This window comes from Pseudomonas sp. F8002 (assembly GCF_013385495.1).
In the GTDB taxonomy this organism is placed as follows: Bacteria; Pseudomonadota; Gammaproteobacteria; order Pseudomonadales; family Pseudomonadaceae; genus Aquipseudomonas.
Genome location: NZ_JACAPW010000040.1, coordinates 1 through 24,693, shown reverse-complemented (window position 1 = coordinate 24,693; position 24,693 = coordinate 1). Strand labels below are relative to the sequence as shown.

Below are 24,693 nucleotides of genomic sequence, written 5' to 3'. Positions count from 1 at the left end.
GCTGGATAAATTTTCAGTGGTTCGGATCGGCCGCTATCATACCCCGCTAATTAATCCCGCGCAGAACGGAGTACCCCAATGACCGTCTTTAGCTTCGCTTACACCCTGCATGTACTGGCCGCCCTGATCTGGGTCGGCGGTATGTTTTTCGCCTGGATGATCCTGCGCCCCGCCGCCATGGCCGCGCTGGACGGGCCGGCCCGGCTGAAACTCTGGGTAAATGTGTTTCAACGTTTTTTCGTGTGGGTCTGGGTGGCGGTGCTGGTGTTGCCGATCAGCGGTGTCGGCCTGCTGCAACTGCGCTTCAGCGGGTTTGAGACCGCGCCGCGTTATGTACAGGTCATGATGGGGTTGTATGTGGTGATGACGGCGCTGTTTATCCGGATTCAGGCGCTGAAGTTGCCGGAGCTGCGCGTGGCGGTGGCGGCGGAGGATTGGCCGGCCGGGGCTGCGGCATTGGGGCAGATTCGTAAATTGGTGGGGATCAACTTGATAGTGGGGTTGGTGCTGGTGGCGATTGCTTCGGCACGGCCGATGTTCTGAAGCGCCTAGTAGACCGCTTTCGCTAGCAAGCCCGCTCCCACATTTGGAATGCGTTTCAAATGTGGGAGCGGGCTTGCTAGCGAAAGCGTCAGGCCAGTCGCCTCAGAGCCTCTGAATGGTCACAGCACCCGCAGGCCCCGCTGGCCCCGCCTGCCCTTCCAACCCGGCCCGGCCCTTTTCGCCGCCATCCGCGCGGTACACCAGGCACCCCTTGGACTGCCCGCCTTTACCCGGCTTGCCCGCCGTGCCCGCCAAACCACCGGCTCCGCCGTCCACCCAGACCTTGATCTTCTCGCCCGGGAAGTCCTGCGGCAATTCCACACGGACCTGCGCGCCCGCCGCGCCCGGCAGCCCGTCGCCGCCGTTGTCGCCATTGGCGCCGCGCCCGGCAGAACCCCAGGTGCAGCCAGGGTCTTCGCCGTTGGCACCATCCAGCCCGGCATAACCCTGGGCACCCGCGCCACCGCGGGCATCCACCGACAGCTCATCGGCCGTCAGCGAGTTAATCCGCAACACCAGGTCACGCCCCGCCTTGGCCGGGCGCTCATGGGTACCGGGAGCGCCGCGTGAGGTGATCTGGCTGCCCTGCTCCAGCTGCGCCTGACGCACCTGCAGTTGCAACGTGGTGCTACCGGGCACGATGGCGATTCGCGCGTCGCGGCCCAGGTGCAGTTCATCCACGGTCACCTGGGTGATATTGGCGGGAATCAGCAAGGTGCCGTAATCCGCCACGTCCAGTCGCTCCAGTTGCAACACGCCACTGCTGTTGGGCAGGCGCATCAACGAGTTGGTCTCGACGCTGACGCTCTGGGCCAGGGCAATGGGGCTGACCAGCAGGGCCAACAGAAAAACCTTACGCATGATTGGCCTCCTTGTTTACATCATTAGCCGGTGTCGGCGTCGAAAAGCTCTGCACATGGAACATACCCACCAGCAGGATCTGCAAGCGGTCACGCCAGGGATGGGCACGGGTTTTCACACTGCCGTTGAACAACAGCAGTTCCAGAACATGGGTCAGCAACAACAGGCTGCCGGCCAGGTTGACCAACAGGTGGAACGGGTTGATCAGCGGTGTGATCAGGTTGACCACCACCACGACCCAGAACAGCAACGTCAAGAATTTACCCAGCCCCCAAAACACCTTCATCCCGCACGCTCCCCTTGCACATTATTCTTTGGGCGCACAGTAACGACTTCTACAGGCGTTGTGCCAGTGAAGGATTAAAAAATTGATGAAGGGGCCCCTGGGGATTCCACAGGGGCCTTGAGGCGGGGTCAGCGGTTGATCTGGATTTCCACGCGGCGGTTCAGCGCGCGGCCATCAGCGGTTTTGTTATCGGCTACGGGGTGGCTTTCGCCGGCGCCGGTCACGGAGACAAAACTGCTGCGCGGGATGCCGGAACTGACCAGGTAGTCGGTCACCGAATGAGCGCGTCGTTCAGAGAGTTTCTGGTTGTAGGCATCTTTACCGACACTGTCGGTATGCCCGCTGACGCGCAGTTGCGCACTCGGGGCCTCTTTTTTCAGGCGGGTTGCAATCACGTCGAGCTTGGTTTTGTCGGCAGCGGTGAGCTTCGCGGAGTCGAACTCGAAGTGCACGTCACGAATCACGATGGTTTCTTCCTTGACCACCACCACTTCCTCTTGAACCACCGCTACCGGCACCGGAGGGCAGCCATTGGCGTCGACCTGCACGCCTTTTGGCGTGCCAGGGCACTTGTCGCGACTGTCCGGTACGCCGTCGCCGTCTTCATCACCGTCGCCATGCACCCAGCAATAGGCGCCAGCCATGCCGCCAATCAGCAGTGCGCCGTAGCCTGCATAGGACGAGCTTTGGGTCGCACCAATGGCAGCACCGGTCACACCGCCGACGGCGGCACAGGTGGGCCAGTCGGTTTTTTGCAAGCCTGCGCAACCTGTCAATACTCCGGTTAGCAGAACCAAGGGTAGAGCTGTCCGCATGATGCTCATCTGACTTTCTCCTGAGGGGATCGGCGGGGGCCGACGAGTGGAGTAAAGACGGCTCTTTTCATCTGCGCCAGCGTGTCACACCCCAGTATTCATTGGGCCGAGCGGTTTATTCTCGCCGCCCGCTCTAGGCCCGCACGCTCAGGCAGGCTAGTCTCTACGGTCCTGATGTGAGGATCTTCGATGACTGCCGGTATTTCTTCCCGTACACCCCAGCAAGCGCTCGCTGCGCTGCTTGATCTTCACGCGCCCAAACGCCTGCTGTTATTGGGCGCCAGCCAGTTCCCGGCGCTGGACGCCTTTAAGGAAGCACACCCGGATACCGTGGTGTCCTTCGCCGAGCCCGGCCCCTTGCCCACCGACCTCGCGGCCCAGCGTTTTGACCTGGCGCTGGTGGTCGGTTGCCTGGAACACCTGTCAAAACCTGCGGGCCTGACCTTGCTGGGGGGCATTCGCAACCTCAATGCCAGTCGCATTGCGGTGCTGGTGGACCTGGAGGCCTGCCACTGGAAAGACACCGATTTCTTCTCCCTGGCCCTGCAAGCCAGCGAGCGTTTCCAGCGCGACGATCAGGTTTTGACGCTGTTTACCTATGATCTGCTTGACTATAAACAGGTGCCGGATTGGCTGAACGCCCGCTTCTGGGCCAACCCGCAAAATTTTGGAAAGTATTGGTGGTAACCCGATGAGTACATCCATTTGCCCCTGCGGCAGCGGCAACCTGCTGGATGCCTGCTGCGGTCATTATCACGCCGGCCACCCGGCCCCCTGCGCCGAAGCGTTGATGCGTTCGCGCTACAGCGCCTATGTGCTGGGCCTGGTGGACTACCTGGTGGCAACCACCCTGCCTGCGCAGCAAGCCGGGCTGGACACCACCGCCATCGGCGCCTGGAGCGCCCAAAGCACCTGGCTGGGCCTTTCAGTGGAAAGCTCCGAGGTGTTCGGCGGCCAGCCGGAACACGCCTTCGTGACCTTTACCGCTCGCTGGCATGACAGCACCGGCGAACACAGCCACCGCGAGCGCTCATCTTTCGTACAGAACAATGAGCACTGGTACTTTATCGACCCGACGGTGGACGTGAAGGCCGGGCGTAATGACGCCTGCGTGTGTGGCAGCGGGCAGAAATTCAAGAAGTGCTGTTCCGGCTACCTCTGACATTCATTGATACCCGACAGGCTCTCGCTTGCTATGCTGACTCTTCACACGGAGTAACGGCATGGTTTCTCAGGCGCGGGTATTCAGGACTTACAGCCTTCTGCTGGCATTGATGCTGGGGCTCTCCGGCTGCGCGTCGTGGTTCGCCGACGATACGCCCGCCCCCGAGGTGCGTCTGGTCAAGGTCGACCCCGTGCGGGTCAAGTTGCTGGAGCAGAAGTTCAAGCTGTATTTCCGCGTGGATAACCGTGACGACAACGACCTGACCGTACGCGGCCTGGTTTACAAGGTCAGCCTCGGCACGATGGTGCTGACCGAAGGCGAGTCCAACGAATGGCTGACCGTGCCACCCCACAGCCACGCTTTTTTCCGGGTATCGGTGCGCACCAACCTGTGGCCGCAGATCCGCGATGTGGTCGACATGCTGAAAAATCCGCGCGATCCCGTGCCCTATCGCCTTGAAGGCGAGTTGAAAACCGGTTTATTTATCGGGAACGACGTGCAGGTGTTGCGCAATGGCGAGATAATCCCCGGCGATTTTATTCCGGAGCGACATCGATGACTCAGCAACCCCATGTCCATGGTCCTGACTGCAACCACGATCACGATCATCATGATCACGACCACGGCCATGTCCACGGCCCGAACTGCGGCCACGCTCACCAGGAGCCGGTGCGCAATACGTTGAAGGACGTGGGTCGTAACGATCCTTGCCCGTGCGGCAGCGAGAAGAAATTCAAGAAGTGCCACGGGGCTTGAGTTAAGAAACCCGATTCTCGAAACACTGCACATCCAAATGTGGGAGCGGGCTTGCTCGCGAAAGCGCAGTGTCAGTCAACCTCTCTGTTACTGATACACCGCTTTCGCGAGCAAGCCAGCTCCCACATTTAGCCTGCATTTCAAGGCCAGGATTTGCGCTGAAACTCCAACACCACCTCCAATCCCCCACCCTCCCGATTGCTCAAGCTCAACCGCCCGTCATGGGCACTGGCGATCGTATGCGCGATACTCAGCCCCAGCCCGTAACCACCGGTTTCCACATTGCGTGAGCCTTCCACCCGGTAAAACGGCTCCATCACCTGTTCCAGTTGCTCCTGGGGAATCCCCGGCCCACGGTCGCTGATGACGATCTTCAAGCTGTCCGCCTTGTCTTCTACCCGCACCACCACCTCGGAGCCATAACGCACCGCGTTCTCCAGCAGGTTCTGCACGCAACGCTTGAGACTGCGGGCATACCCCGGCAATGGCTGTTTGGCCCGCCCTTCTATCGTCACCGTCTCGCCCACGTCCTGCAGGTCCGCCTGCAAGCTTTGCAACAAGGCGTTGATGTCGATGTTCTGGCGCTTCTCGTTGATTTCGCCGCTGCTGACGAAGTCCAGGGTGCTGGAAACCATGTGCTCCATTTCTTCCAGGTCGCTGCGAAAACGTTCCTTAGTGCGGTTGTCGTCGAGCATTTCCGTACGTAACCGCAGGCGCGTAATGGGCGAGCGCAGGTCGTGGGAAATCGCCGCCAGGAAGCGGGTGCGCTCGGCGATATTGGCGATCAGCCGCTGCTGCATGGCGTTGAACGCCTGGGCGGCACGGCGCACTTCGGTGGGCCCATCGAGGGCCAGCGGTGGCCGCTGGATGTCCCGGCCCAAGGCTTCGGCAGCCTTGGCCAGGGCGTTGAGCGGGCGAATGGCCAGGCGCACCGCCACCAGGGCAATGATCACCAGCACCAATACCCGCAGCAGATAAATGCGCATCACGTAATCGAACAGCAAGTCCATCGGCGAAGTACTGGTCCAGCCTTGTTCCTCGGTGGCCTGCACTTGCAGCCAGCGCCCGTCCGGCAAACGCAGGTCAATCAGGAATTGCCCCACCACAGGCCTGGAGCTGAGCAGAGTCGACAGCCCGGCATGCTGGCCCTCGGCATCCAGCAGCTTGAGGCTCAACAGATGCAGGTTCTGGGTGTAGCCGGTTTTCTCCGAGAGCACTTTATTCAGCAAGCGCTCGGTGGCCTGGTCGCTGTCGCTGATGCTGCTTGTCACATCACTGGCCTGGTCACTCAGGGTCAGGCGAAAGCGCGGCGTATCAAGCAGCTTGATCAGCACATCCGCCTGCGCCGGATCGCTGTGTACCAGCCGCACCACGTCCGCCAGCCGCGTGGCGATCAGCCGGCTGGGGATTTCCAGCACCTGGCCGTGGCGCATGTCGTACCAGATGCTGCTGGTCAGGGCCTGGGCCGCGAGCATGCCGCTGACCAGGATCAGCACCAGCCGGCCGAACAGCGAACGCGGCAGCAGTTTCACGATTGCAGCGCCACGTCGTCGGCGGTGAGCATGTAACCCTCGTTGCGCACAGTCTTGATCAACCCGGCCGGCAACTGCGAGCGCAGTCGGCTGACGCACACATCAATCGAGCGGTCGAACGGCGTGCTGTCTTTGTCGAACACGTGGTTGAGCAAAAAGTCGCGGCTCAGCGGCCGGTTGGGATGCTGCAACAACAGGCGCAACACCCGGTAATCGGAGTTGCCGAGGCTGACCACCACGCCTTCCGGCGAAAGCAATTGGCGGGCCCGGGTGTCCAGCTGCCAGCCGGCAAAGCTGATGCTCGGTGCTTCATCGAGCCGCGCCCGGTCCGGAAAACTCTGCACCCGGCGCAGCACCACCTTGATCCGCACCAGCAACTCCCGCGGGTCGAACGGCTTGGGCAGGTAATCGTCGGCGCCGATTTCCAGGCCGACGATCCGGTCGATCAGCGTGCCCTTGGCGGTGAGCATGATCACCGGCGTGTTGGAGCTGACGCGCAATTCGCGGCACAAACTCAGGCCGTCTTCGCCGGGCAACATCAGGTCGAGGACGATCAGGTCGATGACATTCAGCGCCAGGCGGCGGCGCATTTCCTTGCCGTCGCCGGCGGTGGACACCTGGAAGCCGGCGTCACTCAGGTAGTCGCACAGCAATTGGCGGATTTGCGGGTCGTCATCAACGATCAGCAGGTGGTCTTGCTTGGCCATGGGGCAATTCGTCCGAAACTCAAAAGGCAGGAGATAGCCGAAACTTCAGCCAGGAGTACGCGCAAATGTAATGGAATGTTGTGGGAAGCGGTAATCACGCATCCACATTACAAAGCCACGGCATGGCGGCCGGTATCGGTCTTTAGACTACCGAATCTAAATGAGATTAATTGTAATTTAGCCTAGGTCACTCCGAATGCCATTGCCTACCCCTCGCGCCCTGTCGCTGCAATCTACCCTTGCGCCGATGTTCGGCCTGCTTGCCGCCGGCAGCGTTTCTCCCACCGCCTGGGCCGATGCGCCGGTGGCGGCGTCGAATGATTCAGTGCTGAGCCTGCCGGAAATCAAGATCGACGGTGAAGCCACATCCGCCTTTAAAGTCGACCGGGTGACCTCGGCAAAGATCAGCCAGCCGCTGCTGGACGCCCCGCAAAGCGTAACCATCGTCCCGCAGCAAGTGCTCAAGGAGCAAAACGCGCAGACCTTGCAGGAAGTGTTGCGCAACGTGCCGGGCATCACCTTCATGTCCGGCGAAGGCAACCTGGGCTGGGGCGACCTGTTTTCGATTCGCGGGTTTTCTTCGGAGCAGAGCCTGACCGTCGACGGTGTGCGCGATGCCGGCCAATCGACCCGCACCGACACCTTCAACCTGCAACAGGCAGAAGTGTTCAAGGGCACCGGCTCGATCGAATCCGGCGTTTCCGCGGTAGGCGGCAGCGTCAACCTGGTGAGTAAAGAGGCGCACCTGGGGGATGCCAACAAACTCTCGGCCGGCATCGGCACCGACAGCTACCGCCGCCTCACCGGCGATTTCAACCAACAACTGAATGACACCACCGCCCTGCGCATCAACCTGATGAAGCACTACAACCAGGTGGCCGAGCGTGACGACGTGGACTACGACCGCTGGGGCATCGCGACCTCCCTCGGTTTCGGCCTGGGCACCGACACCCGCCTGTTTATCGACACCTTCTACCAGAAGGACGACAACACGCCGGACGGCGGCGTGCCGATCCAGCGCGGCACCGACGGCGACCGCATGCCGGGAGTCAAGCGCTCCAACTGGTATGGCGACTCGCACCTGTACACCCAGCAGACCAAAACCACTTCGCTGACCACCCGCTTCGAGCATGATTTCGACTGGAACGAAGCGACCCTGAAGAACCAGACCAAGTGGGAGCGTACCGACAACTTCGCGGTGCTCTCGCCCGCGCGCTTCTTCGCCGCCAACGGCAATGGCCAAAAAACCTGCACCGGCACGCGCTGTGCGACCTTGGGCTACACCGGCGTAGGACCGATCAGCCAAGTGCCCGGCAGCACGGTAAATGCGTACCCGGGATACGCCAACAGCGGTAACACCGCCTACGGTATTTTGCGAGGGAGCGACTTCGGCCAGTCGACGCGCTACACCATCCTCGACAACCAGACCGACTTCGCCTTCAAGCTCAATACCGGCGGGCTGGAACACGCAGTGGTCAGCGGGCTCGAGTTCTATCACGAGACCTACGGCGGCCTGAAACGCAACGCCGAAGTGCCGGCCGGCGACCTGTTCTTCGACATGAACGACCCGAACCACAGCTTTGCCAGCACCGAAGTGACCAAGGGTGAAGGCCAGCCACGCTCGGTGATCGACAACGCCGGCATCTACCTGGGCGACACCGTCACCCTGAATGAACAGTGGCAAGTGCTCGGCTCCCTGCGCTACGACAACTGGCAGGCCGAGACCACCCAACGTGGTCAAGCTTCAATCAACAGCACCGATGGTGCCGTAAGCGGCCGGGTCGGCGCGGTGTACAAGCCGTTGCCTAATGGCAGCATCTACGTGTCCTACAGCGAAGCGGCACAACCGTCAGCCCTGGGTGCATCGACCAACAACCAGATCTACGGCGCCGCGAGCACCAGCAACTACACCCCGGCCAAGTCGAAGACCTACGAGATCGGCACCAAGTGGGACATTGCCCACGACCTGCTGAACGTCACCGCCGCGATCTTCCGCACCGAACTGGACAACTCCTGGGAATACCAGGACGGCGAAAGCGCTCCGGTACGCGCCCTCCCCGCCAAGCGCGTAGACGGTGTAGAACTGGGCCTGCAAGGCAATATCAGCCCGCGCTGGACGGTGTACAGCGGGTTCTCCGCGCTGAAAAGCACCCAGACCAAAGGGGCCAACAAAGGCGAGGAAGCCAAGAACGTTCCCGACCTGACCGCCAACCTGTGGACCACCTACGCCGTTACCGACGACCTGAGCCTGAGTTACGGCGCGCAATACGTAGGACGCCGCCGCTACAGCGACAACAAATACGTCGGCGGCCTGAACAACAACAGCAGCTACGCCACCGGCCCGTCCGGCGTGTACGCGATCTACACCCGCGACCACGAAAAGGCGCCCGGCTACTGGCTCAACAACGTGGCTGCGCAATACAAGGTGAGCAAGCAGACCACGGTCAACCTCAACCTGAACAACGTGTTTAACAAGTTCTACTACAGCCAGATCGGCGCGTCCCTGGACGGCTTCCAGCTCTACGGCATCCCGGGCGCCGGGCGCACGCTCACCGCCAGCGTCGACTATGAGTTTTAAGCCGTGCTGATCGAAATCCCCGGCCTGTTGAGTGCCGAAGAAGTCGCGGTGGCCGTCGCCACCCTGCTCGATCAACCGTGGGTCGACGGCAAGGTCACTGCCGGGCAGCGCTCGGCCATGGCGAAAAACAACCGGCAGCTGTCGGAAGACGCGCCGGTAGCGATTCGCCTGGGTGAGCAGATTCTGTCGCGGCTGTCGGACAACGCGCTGTTCATGTCCGCCGCCCTGCCGAAGAAAATCTACCCGCCGCTGTTCAACCGCTACAGCGGCGGCGAGGCCTTCGACTGGCATATCGACAATGCGATTCGCGGCCTCAAGGGCGTGCGCGAACGGGTGCGCACCGACATCTCCGCCACCTTGTTCCTGGCTGATCCGGCCAGCTACGACGGCGGCGAACTGGTGATCCGCGACACCTTCGGCGAGCACGCGGTGAAGCTGCCCGCCGGGCACCTGCTGATTTATCCCGGCAGCAGTTTGCACAGGATCAACCCGGTCACCCGCGGCGAGCGCATCGCCAGTTTCTTCTGGATCGAAAGCCTGGTGCGCGAAGACAGCCAGCGCCAACTGCTGCTGGACATGGACGTGGCGATTCAACGCCTCACCGCGCAACACGCCGACGACCACGCGTTGCTGCAACTGAGCGGCGCCTATCACAACCTTTTGCGGCGCTGGAGCGATGTCTGATGCGCCGCCTTCACCTGGAGTTCTCGCCATGCTGAAACCCCGCAACTTCCTCAAGCTGGGCGCACTGTTTGCCGTGCTGATCCTCGGCCACGCCGAAACCGCCGCCGCCCATGAAGTCACCGACGTGCTGGGCCGCAAGGTCGAGGTGCCAGACCACGTGCAGCGCGTGGTGCTCGGCGAAGGCCGGCTGATTTCGGCCTTTGCCTTGCTGGACAAGGACGCGCCATTCCAACGGATTGTCGGCTGGCAGAATGACTTGAAACTGTTGGACGCCCACACCTATAACGCCTACGTGGCGAAATTTCCGACGGTAAAAGACATTCCGCTGATTGGCCAGGCGTCGGAGCAAAGCGTCAGCGCCGAGGAAATTCTTTCGCTGAAACCGGACCTGGCGGTGTTCAGCATTTCCGGCCATGGCCCGACTGAACACAGCCCGGTGGCGGACGTGTTGGCCAAGGCGGGCATTGCAGTGTTGTTCGTCGACTTCCGCATCAACCCGGTGCAAGGCACCCACGCCAGCATGACCGCCCTGGGCCAGGCCCTGGGCCGGGAAACCCAGGCCAAGGCGTTCCTCGACTTTTATGACCAGCACATCAAGGTGATCACCGACGCCGTCGCCACCTTGCCGGCCGGGCCGCGCCCGAGCGTGTTCCTGGAATTGCTGGCCGGCGCCTGGCAGGCACCGGGGCACACCACTGGCAAGAGCGGCATGGGTGAAGTGATCAAGCTGGTGGGCGGGCGCAACATCGCCGCCGACGTGGTGCCGGGGGCGCTGGGAGATATCAGTGTCGAGTACGCGCTGAAGGCTGACCCGGATGTGTATGTGGCCACCGGCAATCACAAGCCCGGGTTGATTCTGGGTGCTGGCGTGAGCAACGAAGACGCGCGTGCCGCGTTTGATACCGTGCTGGCCCGCCCTGAGTTTGTGAACCTTCGGGCGATTCGTGAGGGCAATTCCCACGGTCTGTGGCATGACTTCTACAACTCGCCGTACAACCTGCTGGCGATTGAAGCGCTGGCCAAGTGGGTGCATCCGGAATTGTTCGCCAAGCTGGATCCCAAGGCGACCATGGAAGCGATGAACCAACAGTTCCTCGGCATGCCGCTGCAGGGTGCTTACTGGATTGATGGCAAACCCAAGTAATTCTTCTGTAGGAACACGGTAAGTGTGGGAGCGGGCTTGCTCGCGAATGCGGTGCACCCGTCAGCGAATATGTCGACTGATACACCGCATTCGCGAGCAAGCCCGCTCCCACATTTTGATCTCCATCGTTTTCGAGATTGTGTAATCCAATGACCACTCAAACCCTCGACCTCGCCACCGCCAGCCAAGGCTATCGCCGCCTGCTCGCGCGTCGTTGCTGGCTGCTGGCCCTGCTGGGTGGCGCGCTGATGTGCGCGATCCTCGTGGACCTGGCCAGCGGCCCGTCGGGCATGGGCCTTGGCGCCCTGCTCGATGGCTTGCTGCACCCGGCCCACCTGAGCGCCACCGACCAGGTGATCATCTGGAACGTGCGCCTGCCCTACGCCTTGATGGCGGTGTTGGTCGGTTGCGCGCTGTCGCTGGCGGGCGCCGAGATGCAGGCGATCCTTAACAACCCGCTCGCCAGTCCATTCACCCTGGGGGTTTCCTCGGCGGCGGCGTTGGGCGCGTCCCTGGTGATTGTGTTTCCGGTGACGACGCTGTGGGTGTCGGCCAATACGGCGATTTCCATTTCAGCCTTTGTGTTTGCCGCCGCCTCGGTCTTTTTGCTGCAAGCCATGTCGCGCCTGCGCGGTGCCGGGGTGGAAAGCCTGGTGCTGTTCGGGATTGCCCTGGTGTTCAGTTGCAACGCGGTGGTCGCCCTGTTGCAACTGGTCGCCACCGAAGATGTGCTGCAACAACTGGTGTTCTGGACCCTGGGCAGCGTGACCCGGGCCAACTGGGACAAGCTCGGCATCCTCGCGTTGGTGGTCGCCGTGGTCATGCCCTTTTCCTTCGCGGCCGCGCCACGCCTGACCCTGTTGCGCATGGGCGAAGACCGCGCGCAAAGCTTCGGTGTCGATGTGAAGCGCCTGCGGTTTTTCTCGTTGTTGCGTATCAGCCTGCTGTCGGCCACCGCCGTGGCGTTTGTGGGAACCATCGGATTTATCGGCCTGGTGGGTCCGCACATCGCGCGGATTCTGGTGGGTGAAGACCAGCGCTTCCTGCTGCCGGCCAGCGCGCTTGTCGGCGCGTTACTGTTGTCGCTGTCATCCATCGCCAGCAAGCTGATCATGCCCGGGGTGATCGTACCCGTGGGTATCGTCACCGCGCTGGTGGGCGTGCCGATTTTCGTGTTGCTGGTGTTCAAGCGCGGGAGGCAGTTATGAGCAGCGGGCTGTCGATTCAGAACGCCCAGGTCAGTTATGGCCGGCGCCAGATTGTGCATGACCTGAGCTTGCCAACCCTGGCCCACGGCAGTTTGACCGCGTTGATCGGACCGAACGGTGCGGGCAAGTCGACGTTGCTGCGGGCGGTGGCGGGGCTGGAAAAGATGCAGGGCGTTGTCAGATTGGGTGACCTGGACCTGACGAAAATGTCCGTCGGTGAACGCGCCCGGCGTGTGACCTATATGCCGCAAAACCTTCCGCCGGGCTTGAGCCTGAGTGTGATGGAAAGCGTGATCGCCGCGCTGCGGGTGGCGAACGTCGAGGGCATTGCGCTTTCAAGCGACGTGTGCATGCGCGAGGCCTTTGATGCGTTGCAAAGGATTGGCATCGCTCATCTGGCGGATCAGCTATTGAGCACGTTATCCGGCGGCCAGCGGCAACTGGTCAGCCTGGCGCAACTGATTGCGCGCCGGCCACAGGTGATGCTGCTGGATGAACCCACCAGTGCGCTGGACTTGAACTACCAGTTGAAGGTCATGGATTGCGTGCGCGACCTGGTGCGGGAACACAACCTGATCGCCGTGGTGGTGCTGCACGACATCAACCTCGCGGCGCGCTATGCCGACCATATCGCGGTGCTGCGCCAGGGCCGGCTGTACGCCAGTGGCGCGGCGGATGACGTGCTGGATACGGCGCTGTTTGCCGAAGTCTATGGTGTGCGGGTACGCATCGAGCGATGCTCACAACAAACGTTGCAGGTGTTGGTGGACGGCGCGGTGGCTTAGATCCTCTGTGGCGAGGGAGCTTGCTCCCGTTGGGCTGCGTAGCAGCCCCAAAACCTGGGCACGCGCGTCTTCAGGCGGACTGAGGTGAGGCACTCGGGAGCGCTTCGCACTGGAGCTCCAGCCTGGTCCAGCGGGAGCAAGCTCCCTCGCCACAACGGTCACTCCAGCAACTGTTTGGAGGAAATCACTGTGGCGTACTCGCCGTGCAGGTTGCCCAACGACATGGCATGTACCGCCTGCGCCGAATGCATCTGCCCGAAAAAGTCCGCCTTGTCGAAGGTGTAGCAGGCATCTTCGATAACCCACGTCTCAAACCCCAGGTTGCCGGCACTGCGGGCCGTGGCCTCCACCGAGTTATGGGTGGCCACGCCCACCAGCACCACTTGCCGAAGCCCGGCCTCATGCAACCTCGCTTCCAGCCCCGTCCCACAAAATGCGTCCGGCACCCGTTTCTGGATCAACTGCTCACCCGCCTGCGGAATAAACGCGTCCTGAAACTCCACCCCCGACTGCTGCGGCCAGAACACCGACTCCGGCGAATGGGACAGATGCTGCACATGAATCACCGGCCAGCCTTCGCGCCGCCAATGCCCCAGCAACGCCAGCATGCGCGCCTCGGCGTGCGGATTATTGCGCCGTCCCAGCCTGGGATGGTGAATGCCTTTTTGCTGGTCAATCAGAATCAACGCTGCGCCCGCACGAATTTCCATATCGATAGACCCAAATGTTTCATTGAATTTTCGTCACCCTAACATCACCTATACCTACAGGCATTCGCTCAAGCATCACCACCCTTGGAGAGCTTCATGATCGACCTGTATTACTGGACCACCCCCAACGGTCACAAAGTGTCGTTGTTCCTGGAAGAAGCCGGCCTGCCTTACGAGGTACACCCGATCAACATCGGCCAGGGCGATCAGTTCAAGCCCGACTTCCTGAAGATCGCCCCCAATAACCGCATCCCGGCCATCGTCGATCAGAACCCGACCGACGGCGGCGCGCCGATTTCCCTGTTCGAATCCGGCGCAATCCTGCTGTACCTCGCGGAAAAAACCGGCAAGTTCATTCCCCAGGACCTGCGTGGTCGTCAGGAAGCGCTGCAATGGCTGTTCTGGCAAATGGGTGGCCTGGGCCCGATGGCCGGCCAGAATCATCACTTCAGCCAGTTCGCCCCGGAAAAGATTCCCTACGCGATCAAACGCTATGTGGATGAGACCGCCCGCCTGTATGGCGTGCTGGACCGGCGCCTGGCCGACCGCACGTTCGTGGCCGGCGAGGAATACAGCATTGCCGACATGGCGATCTACCCGTGGATCGTTTCCCACAAGTGGCAGAGCCAGAAGCTGGAAGACTTCCCACATGTAGAACGCTGGTTCAACCACATCAAGCAACGCCCGGCGACGGTGCGTGCCTATGAGCTGGTGCAGAAGGTCAATCCGCCAAAATCCTGAAGGTCAACGGGATCAAAATGTGGGAGCGGGCTTGCTCGCGAATGCGGTGGATCACCCACAACTCTTTTAGCTGATACACCGCATTCGCTAGCAAGCCCGCTCCCACACTGATTTGTGCCCGACTGGAAACCTTACGCAAATCCTGAAATAAGCATCGCCTCCCGCTTGCGTCGTTTCGCCGCGCTCACTAACGTAGCGCCTTTACTGACGCTACCCCCCGCAGGAGCTTTGCCATGGCCTCGCCAGCCCTCTCACATTTTCTTCCCCGGTTCGGCGTTGCCGCGGCAATTGCCAGTGCCTTGGGCCTGGCCGGTTGCCAGTTACAGAGCACCCAAGACACCCTGCCTCCGGTTTCCGGCGTACAGCCGATCAAGGGCCTGGCGCAGAACGTTTCGGTGCGCCGCAACGGCCAGGGCATCCCGCTGATTGAAAGCAGCACCTTCCACGATGCGCTGTTCACCCTGGGCTACGTGCACGCCAGCGACCGCATCACCCAGATGGTCACCCTGCGCCTGCTGGCCCAGGGCCGCCTGGCGGAAATGTCCGGGCCGGATGTGCTGGATGTCGACCGTTTCATGCGGGCGGTCAACCTGCGCAAAAGCGCCGGCGAGCTGTATAACGCCTCGTCGCCGCGCCTCAAGCGCTTCTTTGAAGTGTACGCACGCGGAGTCAACGCCTACCTGTTCCGCTACCGCGACAAGCTGCCGCCAGACCTGGCCCAGACTGGCTACAAGCCTGAATACTGGAAGCCGGAAGATTCGGCGCTGCTGTTCTGCCTGCTGAATTTCAGCGAGTCGACCAACTTGCAGGAAGAGCTGTCGTCATTGGTGCTCGCGCAAAAAGTCGGTGCCGACAAACTCGCCTGGCTGACCCCGAGCTACCCGGATGAACCGCTGCCAGTGGCCGAGTCCGACAAGCTCAAGGGCATCAACCTGGGCCAGATCCCGGGCCTCGCTGCGCTGACCCGCCTCAGCGAGCACCTCGGCACCCTCAACACCCTGGGCACGTCCAGCTCCAGCAACTGGGCGATCGGCCCGCAGCGCAGCCGCAGCAACAAGAGCCTGCTGGCCAATGACCTGTCGACCTCGATGCAGGCCCCGTCGCTGTGGAACTACGTGCAGATCCGCTCGCCGAAATACCAGGCCGCCGGTGTGTCCATCGCCGGTTTGCCAACCCTGCTTTCCGGCTTCAACGGCAAGGTGGCCTGGAGCATGAGCCAGGTCTCGGGTGACACCCAGGACGTATTCCTGGAGAAGGTCAAGCGCCAGGGCAACGCGCTGTACTACGAGAACAACGGCAAATGGCTGCCCGCCATCGTGCGCAACGAAACCTACTTCGCCAAGGGCCAGCGGCCGATTCGCGAAGCGGTGTACGAAACCCGCCACGGGCCGCTGCTCAACAGTGCCCAGTCGCTGACCAGCGGCTACGGCCTGGCGTTGCAAACCGCCGATTTCAAGGACGACAAGAGCCTGGACGCGTTCTTCGACCTGTCCCGTGCGCAAACCGCCGGTAAAGCGTCTGACGCCACCCGGGAAATTCGCGCAATTGCCTTGAACATGGTCTTCGCCGACGCCAGCAGCATTGGCTGGCAAGTGACCGGGCGGTTCCCCAACCGCCGTGAAGGCGAAGGCCTGGTGCCATCGCCGGGCTGGGACGGGCGTTTCGACTGGGATGGCTACGCCGACGCGATGCTGCACCCCTACGATCAGGACCCGTCCCAGGGTTGGATCGGCACGGCCAACCAGCGCACCATTCCCCGTGGCTACGGCATGCAACTGTCCAACTCGTGGGCCGCGCCGGAACGCGCCGAACGTATCGCGCAACTGGCCGGCAGCGGCAAGCATGACAGCCGCAGCATGATTGCCATGCAGTACGACCAGACCACCACGTTTGCCGCCAAGCTCAAGAGCATGTTCCAGGCGCCGGGCATGGCCCAGCCGCTGAATCAGGCGATCGATGGATTGCCGGTGGCAGACCAGGCCAAGGCGCGGGAAGCACTGGGCCGCCTGATGGCCTTCGACGGTCGACTGGCATCCACCTCCGCCGACGCGGCGATTTATGAGTTGTTCCTGCAGGAAAGCGCCAAGCAGATTTTCCTCGACGAACTCGGTCCGGAAAACAGCGCCACCTGGAAAGCCTTCATCGGCAACGCCAACCTGTCGTACTCGGCGGTGGCCGACCACTTGCTGGGGCGCGAAGACAGCCCGTTCTGGAATGACGCCCGCACCGGGCAGAAAACCGACAAGCCGGCGATCCTCGCCCGCAGCCTGGCCGCCGCGATCACCGCAGGCGACAGCGCGCTGGGCGCCGATCACAAGGCCTGGCAGTGGGGCAAACTGCACAGCTACACCTGGAAGAACACCAGCGGCCAGGCCATTCGCGGCCCACTGGCCGCGGGCGGCGATCACAACACCCTGAACAGCGCACCGTATAGCTGGGGCCAGAGTTTCGACACGACCCAGGTGCCGGCGCTGCGGATGATTGTCGACTTCGGCCTGGCGGAACCGATGATGGGCCAAAGCGGCATCGGCCAATCCGGCAACCCGGCCAGCCCGAACTATGCCAATGGCATCGACCCGTGGCTGAAGGCGCAATACCTGAGCTTCCCGATGCAGCCGCAGAACTTTGACGGGGTGTACGGGAAGACGCGGTTGACGCTGGTGCCGGGCAAATAACCCGGTTTCCCTGACTCAACCGGATCAAAATGTGGGAGCGGGCTTGCTCGCGAAAGCGGCGGATCAGTCACCAGATCTATTGACTGACACACCGCATTCGCGAGCAAGCCAGCTCCCACATTTGATTGCATGCATTCCGATAGAACTTCTCCACCCGCCCCCGCCTCATAATTAACAAGCCCACCTCCACGGCACGCCCATGGACCTTGTTATCGCCCGGCCCGAAGGCCTCTACTGCCCCGCCGGGGATTTCTACATCGACCCCTGGCGCCCGGTGGAACGTTCGGTCATCACCCACGCCCACGGCGACCACGCCCGCACCGGCAACCAACACTACCTGGCCGCAGCCCCCGGCGAAGGCATCCTGCGCTCGCGCCTCGGCCAGGACATCAACCTGCAAACCCTGGCCTACGGCGAAAGCCTGCGACACCACGGCGTCACCTTGAGTTTCCACCCCGCCGGCCATGTCCTCGGCTCCGCCCAGGTGCGCCTGGAATACCAGGGTGAAGTCTGGGTCGCCTCCGGCGACTATAAAGTCGAGCCCGACGGCACCTGCGCGCCGTTCGAACCGGTGCGCTGCCATACGTTTATCACCGAATCGACCTTCGGCCTGCCGATCTACCGCTGGCAGCCCCAGGCGCAGATTTTTGCCGGAATCAACGACTGGTGGCAGGCCAATATCGCCGCCGGCAAGGCGAGCGTGTTGTTCTGTTATTCCTTCGGCAAAGCCCAGCGGATTCTCCACGGCATCGACGCCAGCATCGGCCCGATCCTCAGCCATGGCGCGGTCGAACCCTTGAACCGGGTGTACCGCGAAGCTGGCATCTATATCCCTGAAACCCTCTACGCCGGCGACTTCAAAAAGACCGACCCTTTATTGCGCCAGGCCCTGATCATCGCCCCGCCCTCGGCCGGCGGCAGCACCTGGATACGCCGCTTCGGCGACTACAGCGACGCCTTCGCCAGCGGCTGGATGCGCCTGCGCGGCACCCGGCGGCGGCGCGGCGTGGATCGCGGCTTTGTGCTCTCGGACCACGCCGATTGGCCCGGACTGTTATGGGCCATTGAGCAAACCGGTGCCGAGCGGGTAATGGTCACCCACGGTTCTGTGGGCGTATTGGTCAGGCACCTGCGGGAAAAGGGCCTGGATGCCCAGGGATTCACCACCGAATACGGCGATGACGAAGAGGAGGCCACGTCATGAAAGCCTTCGCCGAGCTGTACGCCAACCTCGACGCCACCACCTCCAGCAACGCCAAGCTCGCCGCCTTGCAGGCTTATTTCCTACAGGCGCCCGCGGAAGATGCTGCGTGGGCGGTGTACTTTTTATCCGGCGGCCGGCCCCGACAACTGGTGCCCACCCGGTTGCTGCGGGACATGGCCACCGAAGCCGCGAGCATTGAGCCGTGGCTGTTCGAAGAGAGTTATCAGTCGGTAGGCGACCTGGCGGAAACCATTTCCCTGCTGTTACCGGAATCGCCCCACACCTCGGACGATGGTCTGGCCGTGTGGCTGGAAGAAAAACTCCTGCCCTTGCGTGGCCTGCCGCCAGAAGAACTGGCAGAACGCCTGCCCGCGTTGTGGGCACAGCTGGATCAGCCGAGCCTGATGCTCTGCATCAAGCTGATCACCGGCAGCTTCCGGGTCGGTGTGTCGAAGCTGCTGGTCACCCGCGCCCTGGCCGCCATGGCCGGGCTGGACAGCAAACGCGTGGCCCAGCGGCTGGTGGGCTACACCGACCTGTCGAACCGTCCGACGGCCGAAGGCTATTTGAAGCTGATTGCCGCCGAATCGTCCGACGAACACGCCCAGCGTGGCGGGCAGCCTTATCCGTTTTTCCTGGCCCATGGCCTGGCCCAGCCGGTGGAGCAGTTCGATGCCTTGCTCGGCTCCCCTGCTGGCTGGCAAGTGGAATGGAAGTGGGACGGTATCCGCGCACAACTGGTCAAGCGCGAAGGCCGCTTGTGGGTCTGGTCTCGGGGCGAAGAACTGGTCACCGAGCGCTTTCCGGAGCTTCATGACCTGGAAAACAGCCTGCCCGATGGCACGGTGATCGACGGCGAAATCGTGGTGTGGAAGGACTCGGTGCAACCCTTCGCCCTGCTGCAACAGCGCATCGGCCGCAAGACCCTGGGCAAGAAAATCCTCGAAGACGCGCCGGTCGCCGTGCTGGCTTATGACCTGCTGGAACACCACGGCGAAGACTGGCGCAACCACACCCAGGCCGAACGCCGGGCGCAACTGGAGCTGGTGGTCAGCGACTGCGACCAGCCAACATTGCGCACGTCGCCATTGCTGATCGGCGATAGCTGGCAAGACTTGGCCGAGCAGCGTGAGGCGTCCCGCAGCCTGGGCGTGGAAGGCATGATGCTCAAGGCCCGGGACGGGCTCTACGGCGTGGGCCGGACCAAGGACATGGGCGTGTGGTGGAAGTGGAAAGTCGACCCGTTCAGCGTCGATGCGGTGTTGATCTATGCCCAGCGCGGCCATGGCCGGCGCGCCAGCCTGTACAGCGACTACACCTTTGCGGTGTGGGACGGCCCGCCCGGTACTGAGCGTACGTTGGTGCCGTTCGCCAAGGCGTATTCGGGGCTGACCGATGAAGAAATGCGCAAGGTCGACGCCATCGTACGCAAGACCACCGTGGAGAAATTCGGCCCGGTCAGCAGCGTCACGCCGAGCATGGTGTTTGAACTGGGTTTTGAAGGGATTGCCCTGTCCAAGCGGCACAAAAGCGGGATTGCGGTGCGTTTCCCGAGGATGTTGCGCTGGCGCCAGGACAAGGCCGTCGAGGAAGCCGACAACCTGGCGACCCTGCAGGATTTACTGGCCTGACACGCCTCTCACGAACGCCACCGATCAATGTGGGAGCGGGCTTGCTCGCGAATGCGGTGTGTCAGTCAATACATGTACCGACTGATCCACCGCATTCGCGAGCAAGCCCGCTCCCACATTTGAAAACCTCACACGCCCCAAAATAATGCATAGATTGATCAATGCCCATTTTCGGGCATTTCCTACTGGCACAACTCCTTAATCTCACCTTTTAAAACGACCATTCGGAACTATGGTGCAGAAATTGCTACTTGAGTCCGGTCTGACACCGTTCAGTAACAGTCCTAACCGCGCCACAAGCGCTTATCTTGGTTTCCAGGGATTACATAATGAAAAAAGCATTGCTGACCCTTTCTGCACTGGCTCTGTGCATGGCCGCCGGTTCCGCGCTGGCCAAGGAATACAAGGAATTGCGTTTTGGTGTCGATCCGTCCTACGCGCCATTTGAGTCTAAAGCCGCTGACGGCAGCCTGGTGGGCTTCGATATCGACCTGGGCAATGCCATCTGTGCCGAGCTGAAGGTCAAGTGCAAGTGGGTCGAAAGTGATTTCGACGGCATGATCCCAGGCCTCAACGCCAACAAGTTTGACGGCGTGATTTCCTCGATGACCGTGACCGAAGCCCGTGAAAAGGCGATCGACTTCTCCAACGAGCTGTTCTCCGGCCCAACTTCCCTGGTGTTCAAAAAGGGCGCGAACTACTCCACGCCTGAGTCCCTCAAGGGTAAAAGCGTTGGCTACGAGCAAGGCACCATCCAGGAAGCCTACGCCAAGGCCGTACTGGACAAGGCCGGTGTCACCACCAAGGCCTACGCCAACCAGGACCAGGTGTACGCCGACCTGACTTCCGGCCGCCTGGACGCTTCCGTGCAGGACATGCTGCAAGCCGAACTGGGCTTTTTGAAGTCGCCAGCCGGTGCTGACTACGAAGTCAGCAAGGCCATCGACGATCCACTGCTGCCGTCCAAAACTGCGGTCGGTATCAAAAAAGGTAACAAAGACCTCAAGGCCTTGTTGGATAAAGGTATCAAAGCGTTACACGATGATGGCACCTACGCCACCATCCAGAAGAAACACTTTGGCGATCTGAACCTGTACAGCGGCAAATAATGCCTGGGGCGCCCTTCCTCTGGAGGGGCGCTTTTTTATCGCCATAGGTCCTGATTTATGTTCGAAGATCTTTTGCAAACCCTGGGGCTCAGTGCCTTCAGCTTGAAGGGTTTCGGCCCGCTGTTGCTGCAAGGCACCTGGATGACCGTCAAGTTGTCGGTGTTCTCCCTGGCCGTCAGCGTGTTGCTGGGCCTGCTCGGGGCTACTGCCAAACTGTCCAGCCTGCCGTTCCTGCGGATTCCCGCGCAGATCTACACCACCCTGATTCGCGGCGTGCCCGACCTGGTGCTGATGCTGCTGATTTTCTACAGCCTGCAAATCTGGCTGACCAGCTTTACCGACTTTATGGAATGGGACTACATCGAGATCGACCCATTCAGCGCCGGGGTGATCACCCTGGGCTTTATCTACGGTGCGTATTTCACCGAGACCTTTCGCGGCGCGATCCTCGCCGTGCCCCGTGGCCAATTGGAGGCCGCCACGGCCTACGGGCTCACGCGTGGCCAGCGGTTTCGCTTCGTGACCTTCCCGCAGATGATGCGCTTCGCCCTGCCGGGCATCGGCAATAACTGGATGGTGATGCTCAAGGCCACGGCACTGGTGTCGATCATCGGCCTGGCCGACCTGGTCAAGGCCGCGCAGGATGCCGGCAAGAGTACTTATCAGCTGTTCTATTTCCTGGTGATCGCCGCGTTTATCTACCTGTTGATCACCAGCGCATCCAACTTCGTCCTGCGCCGCCTCGAACGGCGCTACTCCGCAGGCTCCCGGGAGGCAGTGCGATGATCGAACTTATCCAGCAATACTGGCGCCCCTTCCTTTATAGCGACGGCCAGCACATCACCGGGCTGGCCATGACGATGTGGCTGCTCAGCGCGTCGATCTTCATCGGCTTCCTGGTATCGATCCCGCTGTCCATTGCGCGGGTGTCGCGCAATCGCTGGGTACGCTGGCCGGTGCAGTTCTACACCTACCTGTTTCGCGGCACGCCGCTGTATATCCAGTTGCTGATTTGCTACACCGGGATCTACAGCATCGCGGCGGTTCGCGCGCAGCCGGTGCTGGACGCGTTCTTTCGTGATGCGATGAACTGCACGATTCTCGCCTTCGCCCTCAACACCTGCGCCTACACCACGGAGATTTTTGCCGGGGCGATCCGCAGCATGGCCCACGGCGAAGTCGAAGCGGCGAAAGCCTACGGCCTCAGCGGCTGGAAGCTGTATGCCTACGTGATCATGCCGTCGGCCCTGCGCCGCTCGCTGCCGTACTACAGTAATGAAGTGATCCTGATGCTGCACTCGACGACGGTGGCCTTCACCGCGACCATCCCGGATATCCTGAAAGTCGCCCGGGACGCCAACTCGGCCACCTACATGACCTTTCAATCATTCGGTATCGCTGCGCTGATCTACCTGACCGTGACCTTTGCCCTGGTCGGTCTGTTTCGTCTGGCGGAGCGTCGCTGGCTGGCCTTTCTCGGCCCCAGCCACTAAGGAGCCTTCATGCGTCATCAGATTCATCCACTTGTGGCGCCGGTGCCGGGCACGGAGCGACAAATCCACAGTTTCCACTTCGGGCCGAAGCAGGCCGAAGGCAAGGTCTACATCCAGTCGTCACTGCACGCCGACGAATTGCCGGGCATGCTGGTGGCCTGGCACTTGAAGGCGCGCCTGGCGGAGCTGGCTGCGGCCGGCCGCCTGCGCAGCGAGATCGTGCTGGTGCCGATCGCCAACCCGACCGGCCTGGAACAGGTGTTGATGGACATCCCCCTGGGCCGCTACGAGCTGGAAAGCGGGCAGAACTTCAACCGCCTGTTTGTCGACCTGTCCGACGAGGTTGGCAATCAAGTCGAAGGCCTGCTGGGAGATGATCCTGCGCACAACGTCGAACTGATCCGCGATGCGCTGACCATGGCCCTGGCGGCGCAAACGCCCGTCACACAACTGGAATCCCAACGCCTGGTGCTGCAACGACTGGCGTGTGATGCCGACATGGTGCTGGACCTGCACTGCGACTTCGAAGCCGTGGCGCACCTGTACACCACCCCCGAGGCGTGGCCCCGGGTGGAGCCGCTGGCGCGCTATATCGGTTCGGAAGCCAGCCTGTTGGCCACCGACTCCGGCGGGCAGTCATTCGATGAATGCTTCACGCTGGTGTGGTGGCAATTGCAACAACGGTTTGGCGAGCACTTCCCGATCCCGATGGGCAGCTTTTCGGTGACCGTCGAGTTGCGCGGCCAGGGCGACGTCAACCACGGCCTGGCCAGCCTCGACTGCCAGGCGATCATCGATTACCTGATTCACTTCGGCGCAATCAGCGGCGAGCCGGCACCGCTGCCGGAATTGCCCTACCCCGCCACACCGCTGGCGGGCGTCGAGCCGGTGGCCACACCCGTGGGCGGCTTGCTGGTATTCAGCGCGCTGCCTGGGGAATACGTGGAAGCCGGGCAACTGATCGCCGAAATCATCGACCCCATTTCCGACCGCGTAACGCCAGTGCATTGCCGCAATGCCGGGCTGCTTTACGCTCGTTCGCTGCGGCGCATGGCCACTGCCGGGATGGTCATTGCCCATGTCGCAGGCACTGAAGCCTATCGCAGCGGCTACCTACTTTCGCCTTGAGGATGCACGCCCCATGTACAAATTGACCGTTGAAGGCCTGCATAAAAGCTATGGCGATAATGAGGTGCTCAAAGGTGTCTCGCTCAAGGCCAGGACCGGTGATGTGATCAGCTTGATCGGCGCCAGTGGCTCGGGCAAGAGTACCTTTTTGCGGTGTATCAATTTTCTTGAACAGCCGAATGACGGCGCCATGACGCTGGATGGGCAGCAGATTCGCATGGTCAGTGACCGCCATGGGATGCGCGTGGCGGATGATGCTGAGTTGCAGCGTCTGCGTACGCGGTTGGCGATGGTGTTTCAGCATTTCAATCTGTGGAGCCACATGAGTGTGCTGGAGAACATCACCATGGCGCCGCGCCGGGTGCTGGGTTGCAGCAAGAAGGACGCCGAGGATCGCGCTCGCCGGTATCTGGACAAGGTTGGGTTGCCGGCGCGGGTGGCCGGTCAATATCCGGCGTTTTTGTCGGGTGGCCAGCAACAGCGGGTGGCGATTGCCCGGGCGCTGGCGATGGAGCCGGAGGTGATGCTGTTTGACGAGCCGACTTCGGCGCTGGACCCGGAGTTGGTGGGTGAGGTGTTGAAGGTGATCCAGGGTTTGGCTGAGGAAGGCCGGACGATGATCATGGTGACCCATGAGATGAGCTTTGCGCGCAAGGTGTCGAGCCAGGTGCTGTTTTTGCACAAGGGGTTGGTGGAGGAACAGGGTGCGCCGGAGGATGTGCTGGGGAATCCCAAAAGCGAGCGGTTGCAGCAGTTTTTGAGTGGGAATTTGAAGTAGCCGGTCGGGGTGGGGTGTATATCCGTTATTTGGGTGATGGCTGGTATTGGTTCCGCTCTTACAGCGGCTCACTTTTGAACAGCGCAAAAGTAAGCAAAACGCTCTTGCCCCACCACTCGGCACCTCGCCTAGGCTCGGTGTGCCCTCACTCCGGCTTTGG

The 24,693-nt window shown here is 61.7% G+C and carries 25 protein-coding genes; 19 read left to right on the top strand and 6 right to left on the bottom strand.

The genetic code is table 11. From position 1 onward, the window contains the following. The first annotated feature begins 78 nt into the window (after nt 1-78). Nucleotides 79-543: a CopD family protein gene (locus HX811_RS26750; protein WP_003213709.1), complete on the top strand. Its 465-nt coding sequence runs from the start codon at nt 79-81 to the stop codon at nt 541-543. A gap of 102 nt (nt 544-645) precedes the next feature. Here the strand turns inward: HX811_RS26750 and HX811_RS26745 are convergent, their stop codons facing one another. From HX811_RS26745 to HX811_RS26735, 3 genes are all read right to left on the bottom strand, one after another. After that, the gene (locus tag HX811_RS26745; protein WP_177048176.1) at nt 646-1,404 is read right to left on the bottom strand and encodes a collagen-like protein; all 759 of its coding nucleotides are present in this window, start codon (nt 1,402-1,404) and stop codon (nt 646-648) included. Beyond that, on the bottom strand, nt 1,397-1,690 hold the full coding sequence (locus tag HX811_RS26740) for a DUF1145 domain-containing protein (protein WP_087694264.1): 294 nt from the start codon (nt 1,688-1,690) through the stop codon (nt 1,397-1,399). The genes HX811_RS26745 and HX811_RS26740 overlap by 8 nt, the downstream gene beginning before the upstream one ends. Before the next feature lie 128 nt (nt 1,691-1,818). Then, complete coding sequence (locus tag HX811_RS26735) at nt 1,819-2,514, bottom strand: OmpA family protein (RefSeq protein ID WP_008432103.1); 696 nt, start codon at nt 2,512-2,514, stop codon at nt 1,819-1,821. A 180-nt stretch (nt 2,515-2,694) separates the two neighbouring features. Between HX811_RS26735 and HX811_RS26730 the strand changes: the two genes are divergently transcribed. The 4 genes from HX811_RS26730 to HX811_RS26715 all read left to right on the top strand — a co-directional run bounded on the left by HX811_RS26730 (nt 2,695) and on the right by HX811_RS26715 (nt 4,426). Beyond that, nucleotides 2,695-3,192 (top strand): DUF6231 family protein, encoded by a 498-nt coding sequence (locus tag HX811_RS26730; RefSeq protein WP_177048174.1) that lies wholly within the window; start codon nt 2,695-2,697, stop codon nt 3,190-3,192. Between the two features lie 4 nt (nt 3,193-3,196). Beyond that, entirely contained in the window at nt 3,197-3,667 is a 471-nt protein-coding gene (locus tag HX811_RS26725) for a YchJ family protein (RefSeq protein ID WP_177009888.1), read from the top strand. A 61-nt stretch (nt 3,668-3,728) separates the two neighbouring features. Then, a complete protein-coding gene (locus HX811_RS26720) occupies nt 3,729-4,229 on the top strand; it encodes an LEA type 2 family protein (protein WP_003213697.1) in 501 nt (166 codons plus the stop codon). Beyond that, nucleotides 4,226-4,426 (top strand): SEC-C metal-binding domain-containing protein, encoded by a 201-nt coding sequence (locus HX811_RS26715; RefSeq protein ID WP_003213695.1) that lies wholly within the window; start codon nt 4,226-4,228, stop codon nt 4,424-4,426. The genes HX811_RS26720 and HX811_RS26715 overlap by 4 nt, the downstream gene beginning before the upstream one ends. A gap of 140 nt (nt 4,427-4,566) precedes the next feature. On the opposite strand, the gene HX811_RS26710 is transcribed toward HX811_RS26715, so the two are convergent. Continuing rightward, a complete protein-coding gene (locus HX811_RS26710) occupies nt 4,567-5,958 on the bottom strand; it encodes an ATP-binding protein (protein WP_087694265.1) in 1,392 nt (463 codons plus the stop codon). Then, nucleotides 5,955-6,665, bottom strand: a complete 711-nt coding sequence (locus tag HX811_RS26705) for a response regulator (RefSeq protein WP_003213692.1) — start codon at nt 6,663-6,665, stop codon at nt 5,955-5,957. The genes HX811_RS26710 and HX811_RS26705 overlap by 4 nt, the downstream gene beginning before the upstream one ends. A 196-nt stretch (nt 6,666-6,861) precedes the next feature. Here HX811_RS26705 and HX811_RS26700 point away from each other — a divergent pair, with 196 nt between their 5' ends. The 5 genes from HX811_RS26700 (at nt 6,862) to HX811_RS26680 (ending at nt 13,064) form a co-directional block, all read left to right on the top strand. Then, the gene (locus HX811_RS26700) at nt 6,862-9,243 is read left to right on the top strand and encodes a TonB-dependent siderophore receptor (protein WP_177048172.1); all 2,382 of its coding nucleotides are present in this window, start codon (nt 6,862-6,864) and stop codon (nt 9,241-9,243) included. 3 nt (nt 9,244-9,246) lie between these two features. Then, on the top strand, nt 9,247-9,927 hold the full coding sequence (locus tag HX811_RS26695; RefSeq protein WP_177048170.1) for a Fe2+-dependent dioxygenase: 681 nt from the start codon (nt 9,247-9,249) through the stop codon (nt 9,925-9,927). Between the two features lie 28 nt (nt 9,928-9,955). Then, the gene (locus HX811_RS26690; RefSeq protein WP_102368242.1) at nt 9,956-11,071 is read left to right on the top strand and encodes an ABC transporter substrate-binding protein; all 1,116 of its coding nucleotides are present in this window, start codon (nt 9,956-9,958) and stop codon (nt 11,069-11,071) included. Nucleotides 11,072-11,220: 149 nt separating this feature from the next. After that, nucleotides 11,221-12,279, top strand: a complete 1,059-nt coding sequence (locus HX811_RS26685; RefSeq protein ID WP_134325843.1) for an iron ABC transporter permease — start codon at nt 11,221-11,223, stop codon at nt 12,277-12,279. Continuing rightward, entirely contained in the window at nt 12,276-13,064 is a 789-nt protein-coding gene (locus tag HX811_RS26680; RefSeq protein ID WP_177048168.1) for an ABC transporter ATP-binding protein, read from the top strand. The genes HX811_RS26685 and HX811_RS26680 overlap by 4 nt, the downstream gene beginning before the upstream one ends. Before the next feature lie 158 nt (nt 13,065-13,222). Here HX811_RS26680 and HX811_RS26675 read toward each other — a convergent pair whose 3' ends face one another. Then, nucleotides 13,223-13,774 (bottom strand): cysteine hydrolase family protein, encoded by a 552-nt coding sequence (locus HX811_RS26675; RefSeq protein ID WP_177048166.1) that lies wholly within the window; start codon nt 13,772-13,774, stop codon nt 13,223-13,225. A 96-nt stretch (nt 13,775-13,870) separates the two neighbouring features. Between HX811_RS26675 and HX811_RS26670 the strand changes: the two genes are divergently transcribed. From HX811_RS26670 to HX811_RS26630, 9 genes are all read left to right on the top strand, one after another. Then, complete coding sequence (locus HX811_RS26670; protein ID WP_003213676.1) at nt 13,871-14,515, top strand: glutathione binding-like protein; 645 nt, start codon at nt 13,871-13,873, stop codon at nt 14,513-14,515. A 233-nt stretch (nt 14,516-14,748) separates the two neighbouring features. Then, nucleotides 14,749-17,190 carry a penicillin acylase family protein gene (locus HX811_RS26665; protein ID WP_177048164.1) on the top strand — a complete coding sequence of 814 codons (2,442 nt, stop codon included), beginning with the start codon at nt 14,749-14,751 and terminating at the stop codon, nt 17,188-17,190. A gap of 199 nt (nt 17,191-17,389) precedes the next feature. Beyond that, nucleotides 17,390-18,394 carry a ligase-associated DNA damage response exonuclease gene (locus HX811_RS26660; RefSeq protein ID WP_008432130.1) on the top strand — a complete coding sequence of 335 codons (1,005 nt, stop codon included), beginning with the start codon at nt 17,390-17,392 and terminating at the stop codon, nt 18,392-18,394. Continuing rightward, the gene (locus HX811_RS26655) at nt 18,391-20,025 is read left to right on the top strand and encodes an ATP-dependent DNA ligase (protein ID WP_177048162.1); all 1,635 of its coding nucleotides are present in this window, start codon (nt 18,391-18,393) and stop codon (nt 20,023-20,025) included. Before HX811_RS26660 ends, HX811_RS26655 begins: the two co-directional genes overlap by 4 nt. Nucleotides 20,026-20,354: 329 nt before the next feature. Then, a complete protein-coding gene (locus tag HX811_RS26650; protein ID WP_003213667.1) occupies nt 20,355-21,134 on the top strand; it encodes a transporter substrate-binding domain-containing protein in 780 nt (259 codons plus the stop codon). A 57-nt stretch (nt 21,135-21,191) separates the two neighbouring features. Then, entirely contained in the window at nt 21,192-21,920 is a 729-nt protein-coding gene (locus HX811_RS26645; protein WP_008432134.1) for an ABC transporter permease, read from the top strand. After that, nucleotides 21,917-22,627, top strand: a complete 711-nt coding sequence (locus HX811_RS26640) for an ABC transporter permease (RefSeq protein ID WP_003209532.1) — start codon at nt 21,917-21,919, stop codon at nt 22,625-22,627. The genes HX811_RS26645 and HX811_RS26640 overlap by 4 nt, the downstream gene beginning before the upstream one ends. Before the next feature lie 9 nt (nt 22,628-22,636). Further along, nucleotides 22,637-23,755, top strand: a complete 1,119-nt coding sequence (locus HX811_RS26635; protein WP_177048160.1) for a succinylglutamate desuccinylase/aspartoacylase family protein — start codon at nt 22,637-22,639, stop codon at nt 23,753-23,755. 13 nt (nt 23,756-23,768) lie between these two features. After that, nucleotides 23,769-24,533, top strand: a complete 765-nt coding sequence (locus HX811_RS26630) for an ABC transporter ATP-binding protein (protein ID WP_008432141.1) — start codon at nt 23,769-23,771, stop codon at nt 24,531-24,533. Nucleotides 24,534-24,693: the final 160 nt, after the last annotated feature.

What these genes read in the sequence shown, in the direction of transcription:
- HX811_RS26640 (WP_003209532.1), top strand. Translation starts at nt 21,917, where the DNA reads ATGATCGAACTTATCCAGCAATACTGGCGCCCCTTCCTTTATAGCGAC.
- HX811_RS26750 (WP_003213709.1), top strand. Translation starts at nt 79, where the DNA reads ATGACCGTCTTTAGCTTCGCTTACACCCTGCATGTACTGGCCGCCCTG.
- HX811_RS26685 (WP_134325843.1), top strand. Translation starts at nt 11,221, where the DNA reads ATGACCACTCAAACCCTCGACCTCGCCACCGCCAGCCAAGGCTATCGC.
- HX811_RS26635 (WP_177048160.1), top strand. Translation starts at nt 22,637, where the DNA reads ATGCGTCATCAGATTCATCCACTTGTGGCGCCGGTGCCGGGCACGGAG.
- HX811_RS26720 (WP_003213697.1), top strand. Translation starts at nt 3,729, where the DNA reads ATGGTTTCTCAGGCGCGGGTATTCAGGACTTACAGCCTTCTGCTGGCA.
- HX811_RS26630 (WP_008432141.1), top strand. Translation starts at nt 23,769, where the DNA reads ATGTACAAATTGACCGTTGAAGGCCTGCATAAAAGCTATGGCGATAAT.
- HX811_RS26655 (WP_177048162.1), top strand. Translation starts at nt 18,391, where the DNA reads ATGAAAGCCTTCGCCGAGCTGTACGCCAACCTCGACGCCACCACCTCC.
- HX811_RS26725 (WP_177009888.1), top strand. Translation starts at nt 3,197, where the DNA reads ATGAGTACATCCATTTGCCCCTGCGGCAGCGGCAACCTGCTGGATGCC.
- HX811_RS26650 (WP_003213667.1), top strand. Translation starts at nt 20,355, where the DNA reads ATGAAAAAAGCATTGCTGACCCTTTCTGCACTGGCTCTGTGCATGGCC.
- HX811_RS26675 (WP_177048166.1), bottom strand. Translation starts at nt 13,774, where the DNA reads ATGGAAATTCGTGCGGGCGCAGCGTTGATTCTGATTGACCAGCAAAAA.
- HX811_RS26690 (WP_102368242.1), top strand. Translation starts at nt 9,956, where the DNA reads ATGCTGAAACCCCGCAACTTCCTCAAGCTGGGCGCACTGTTTGCCGTG.
- HX811_RS26665 (WP_177048164.1), top strand. Translation starts at nt 14,749, where the DNA reads ATGGCCTCGCCAGCCCTCTCACATTTTCTTCCCCGGTTCGGCGTTGCC.
- HX811_RS26735 (WP_008432103.1), bottom strand. Translation starts at nt 2,514, where the DNA reads ATGAGCATCATGCGGACAGCTCTACCCTTGGTTCTGCTAACCGGAGTA.
- HX811_RS26660 (WP_008432130.1), top strand. Translation starts at nt 17,390, where the DNA reads ATGGACCTTGTTATCGCCCGGCCCGAAGGCCTCTACTGCCCCGCCGGG.
- HX811_RS26745 (WP_177048176.1), bottom strand. Translation starts at nt 1,404, where the DNA reads ATGCGTAAGGTTTTTCTGTTGGCCCTGCTGGTCAGCCCCATTGCCCTG.
- HX811_RS26715 (WP_003213695.1), top strand. Translation starts at nt 4,226, where the DNA reads ATGACTCAGCAACCCCATGTCCATGGTCCTGACTGCAACCACGATCAC.
- HX811_RS26740 (WP_087694264.1), bottom strand. Translation starts at nt 1,690, where the DNA reads ATGAAGGTGTTTTGGGGGCTGGGTAAATTCTTGACGTTGCTGTTCTGG.
- HX811_RS26730 (WP_177048174.1), top strand. Translation starts at nt 2,695, where the DNA reads ATGACTGCCGGTATTTCTTCCCGTACACCCCAGCAAGCGCTCGCTGCG.
- HX811_RS26645 (WP_008432134.1), top strand. Translation starts at nt 21,192, where the DNA reads ATGTTCGAAGATCTTTTGCAAACCCTGGGGCTCAGTGCCTTCAGCTTG.
- HX811_RS26680 (WP_177048168.1), top strand. Translation starts at nt 12,276, where the DNA reads ATGAGCAGCGGGCTGTCGATTCAGAACGCCCAGGTCAGTTATGGCCGG.
- HX811_RS26700 (WP_177048172.1), top strand. Translation starts at nt 6,862, where the DNA reads ATGCCATTGCCTACCCCTCGCGCCCTGTCGCTGCAATCTACCCTTGCG.
- HX811_RS26670 (WP_003213676.1), top strand. Translation starts at nt 13,871, where the DNA reads ATGATCGACCTGTATTACTGGACCACCCCCAACGGTCACAAAGTGTCG.
- HX811_RS26705 (WP_003213692.1), bottom strand. Translation starts at nt 6,665, where the DNA reads ATGGCCAAGCAAGACCACCTGCTGATCGTTGATGACGACCCGCAAATC.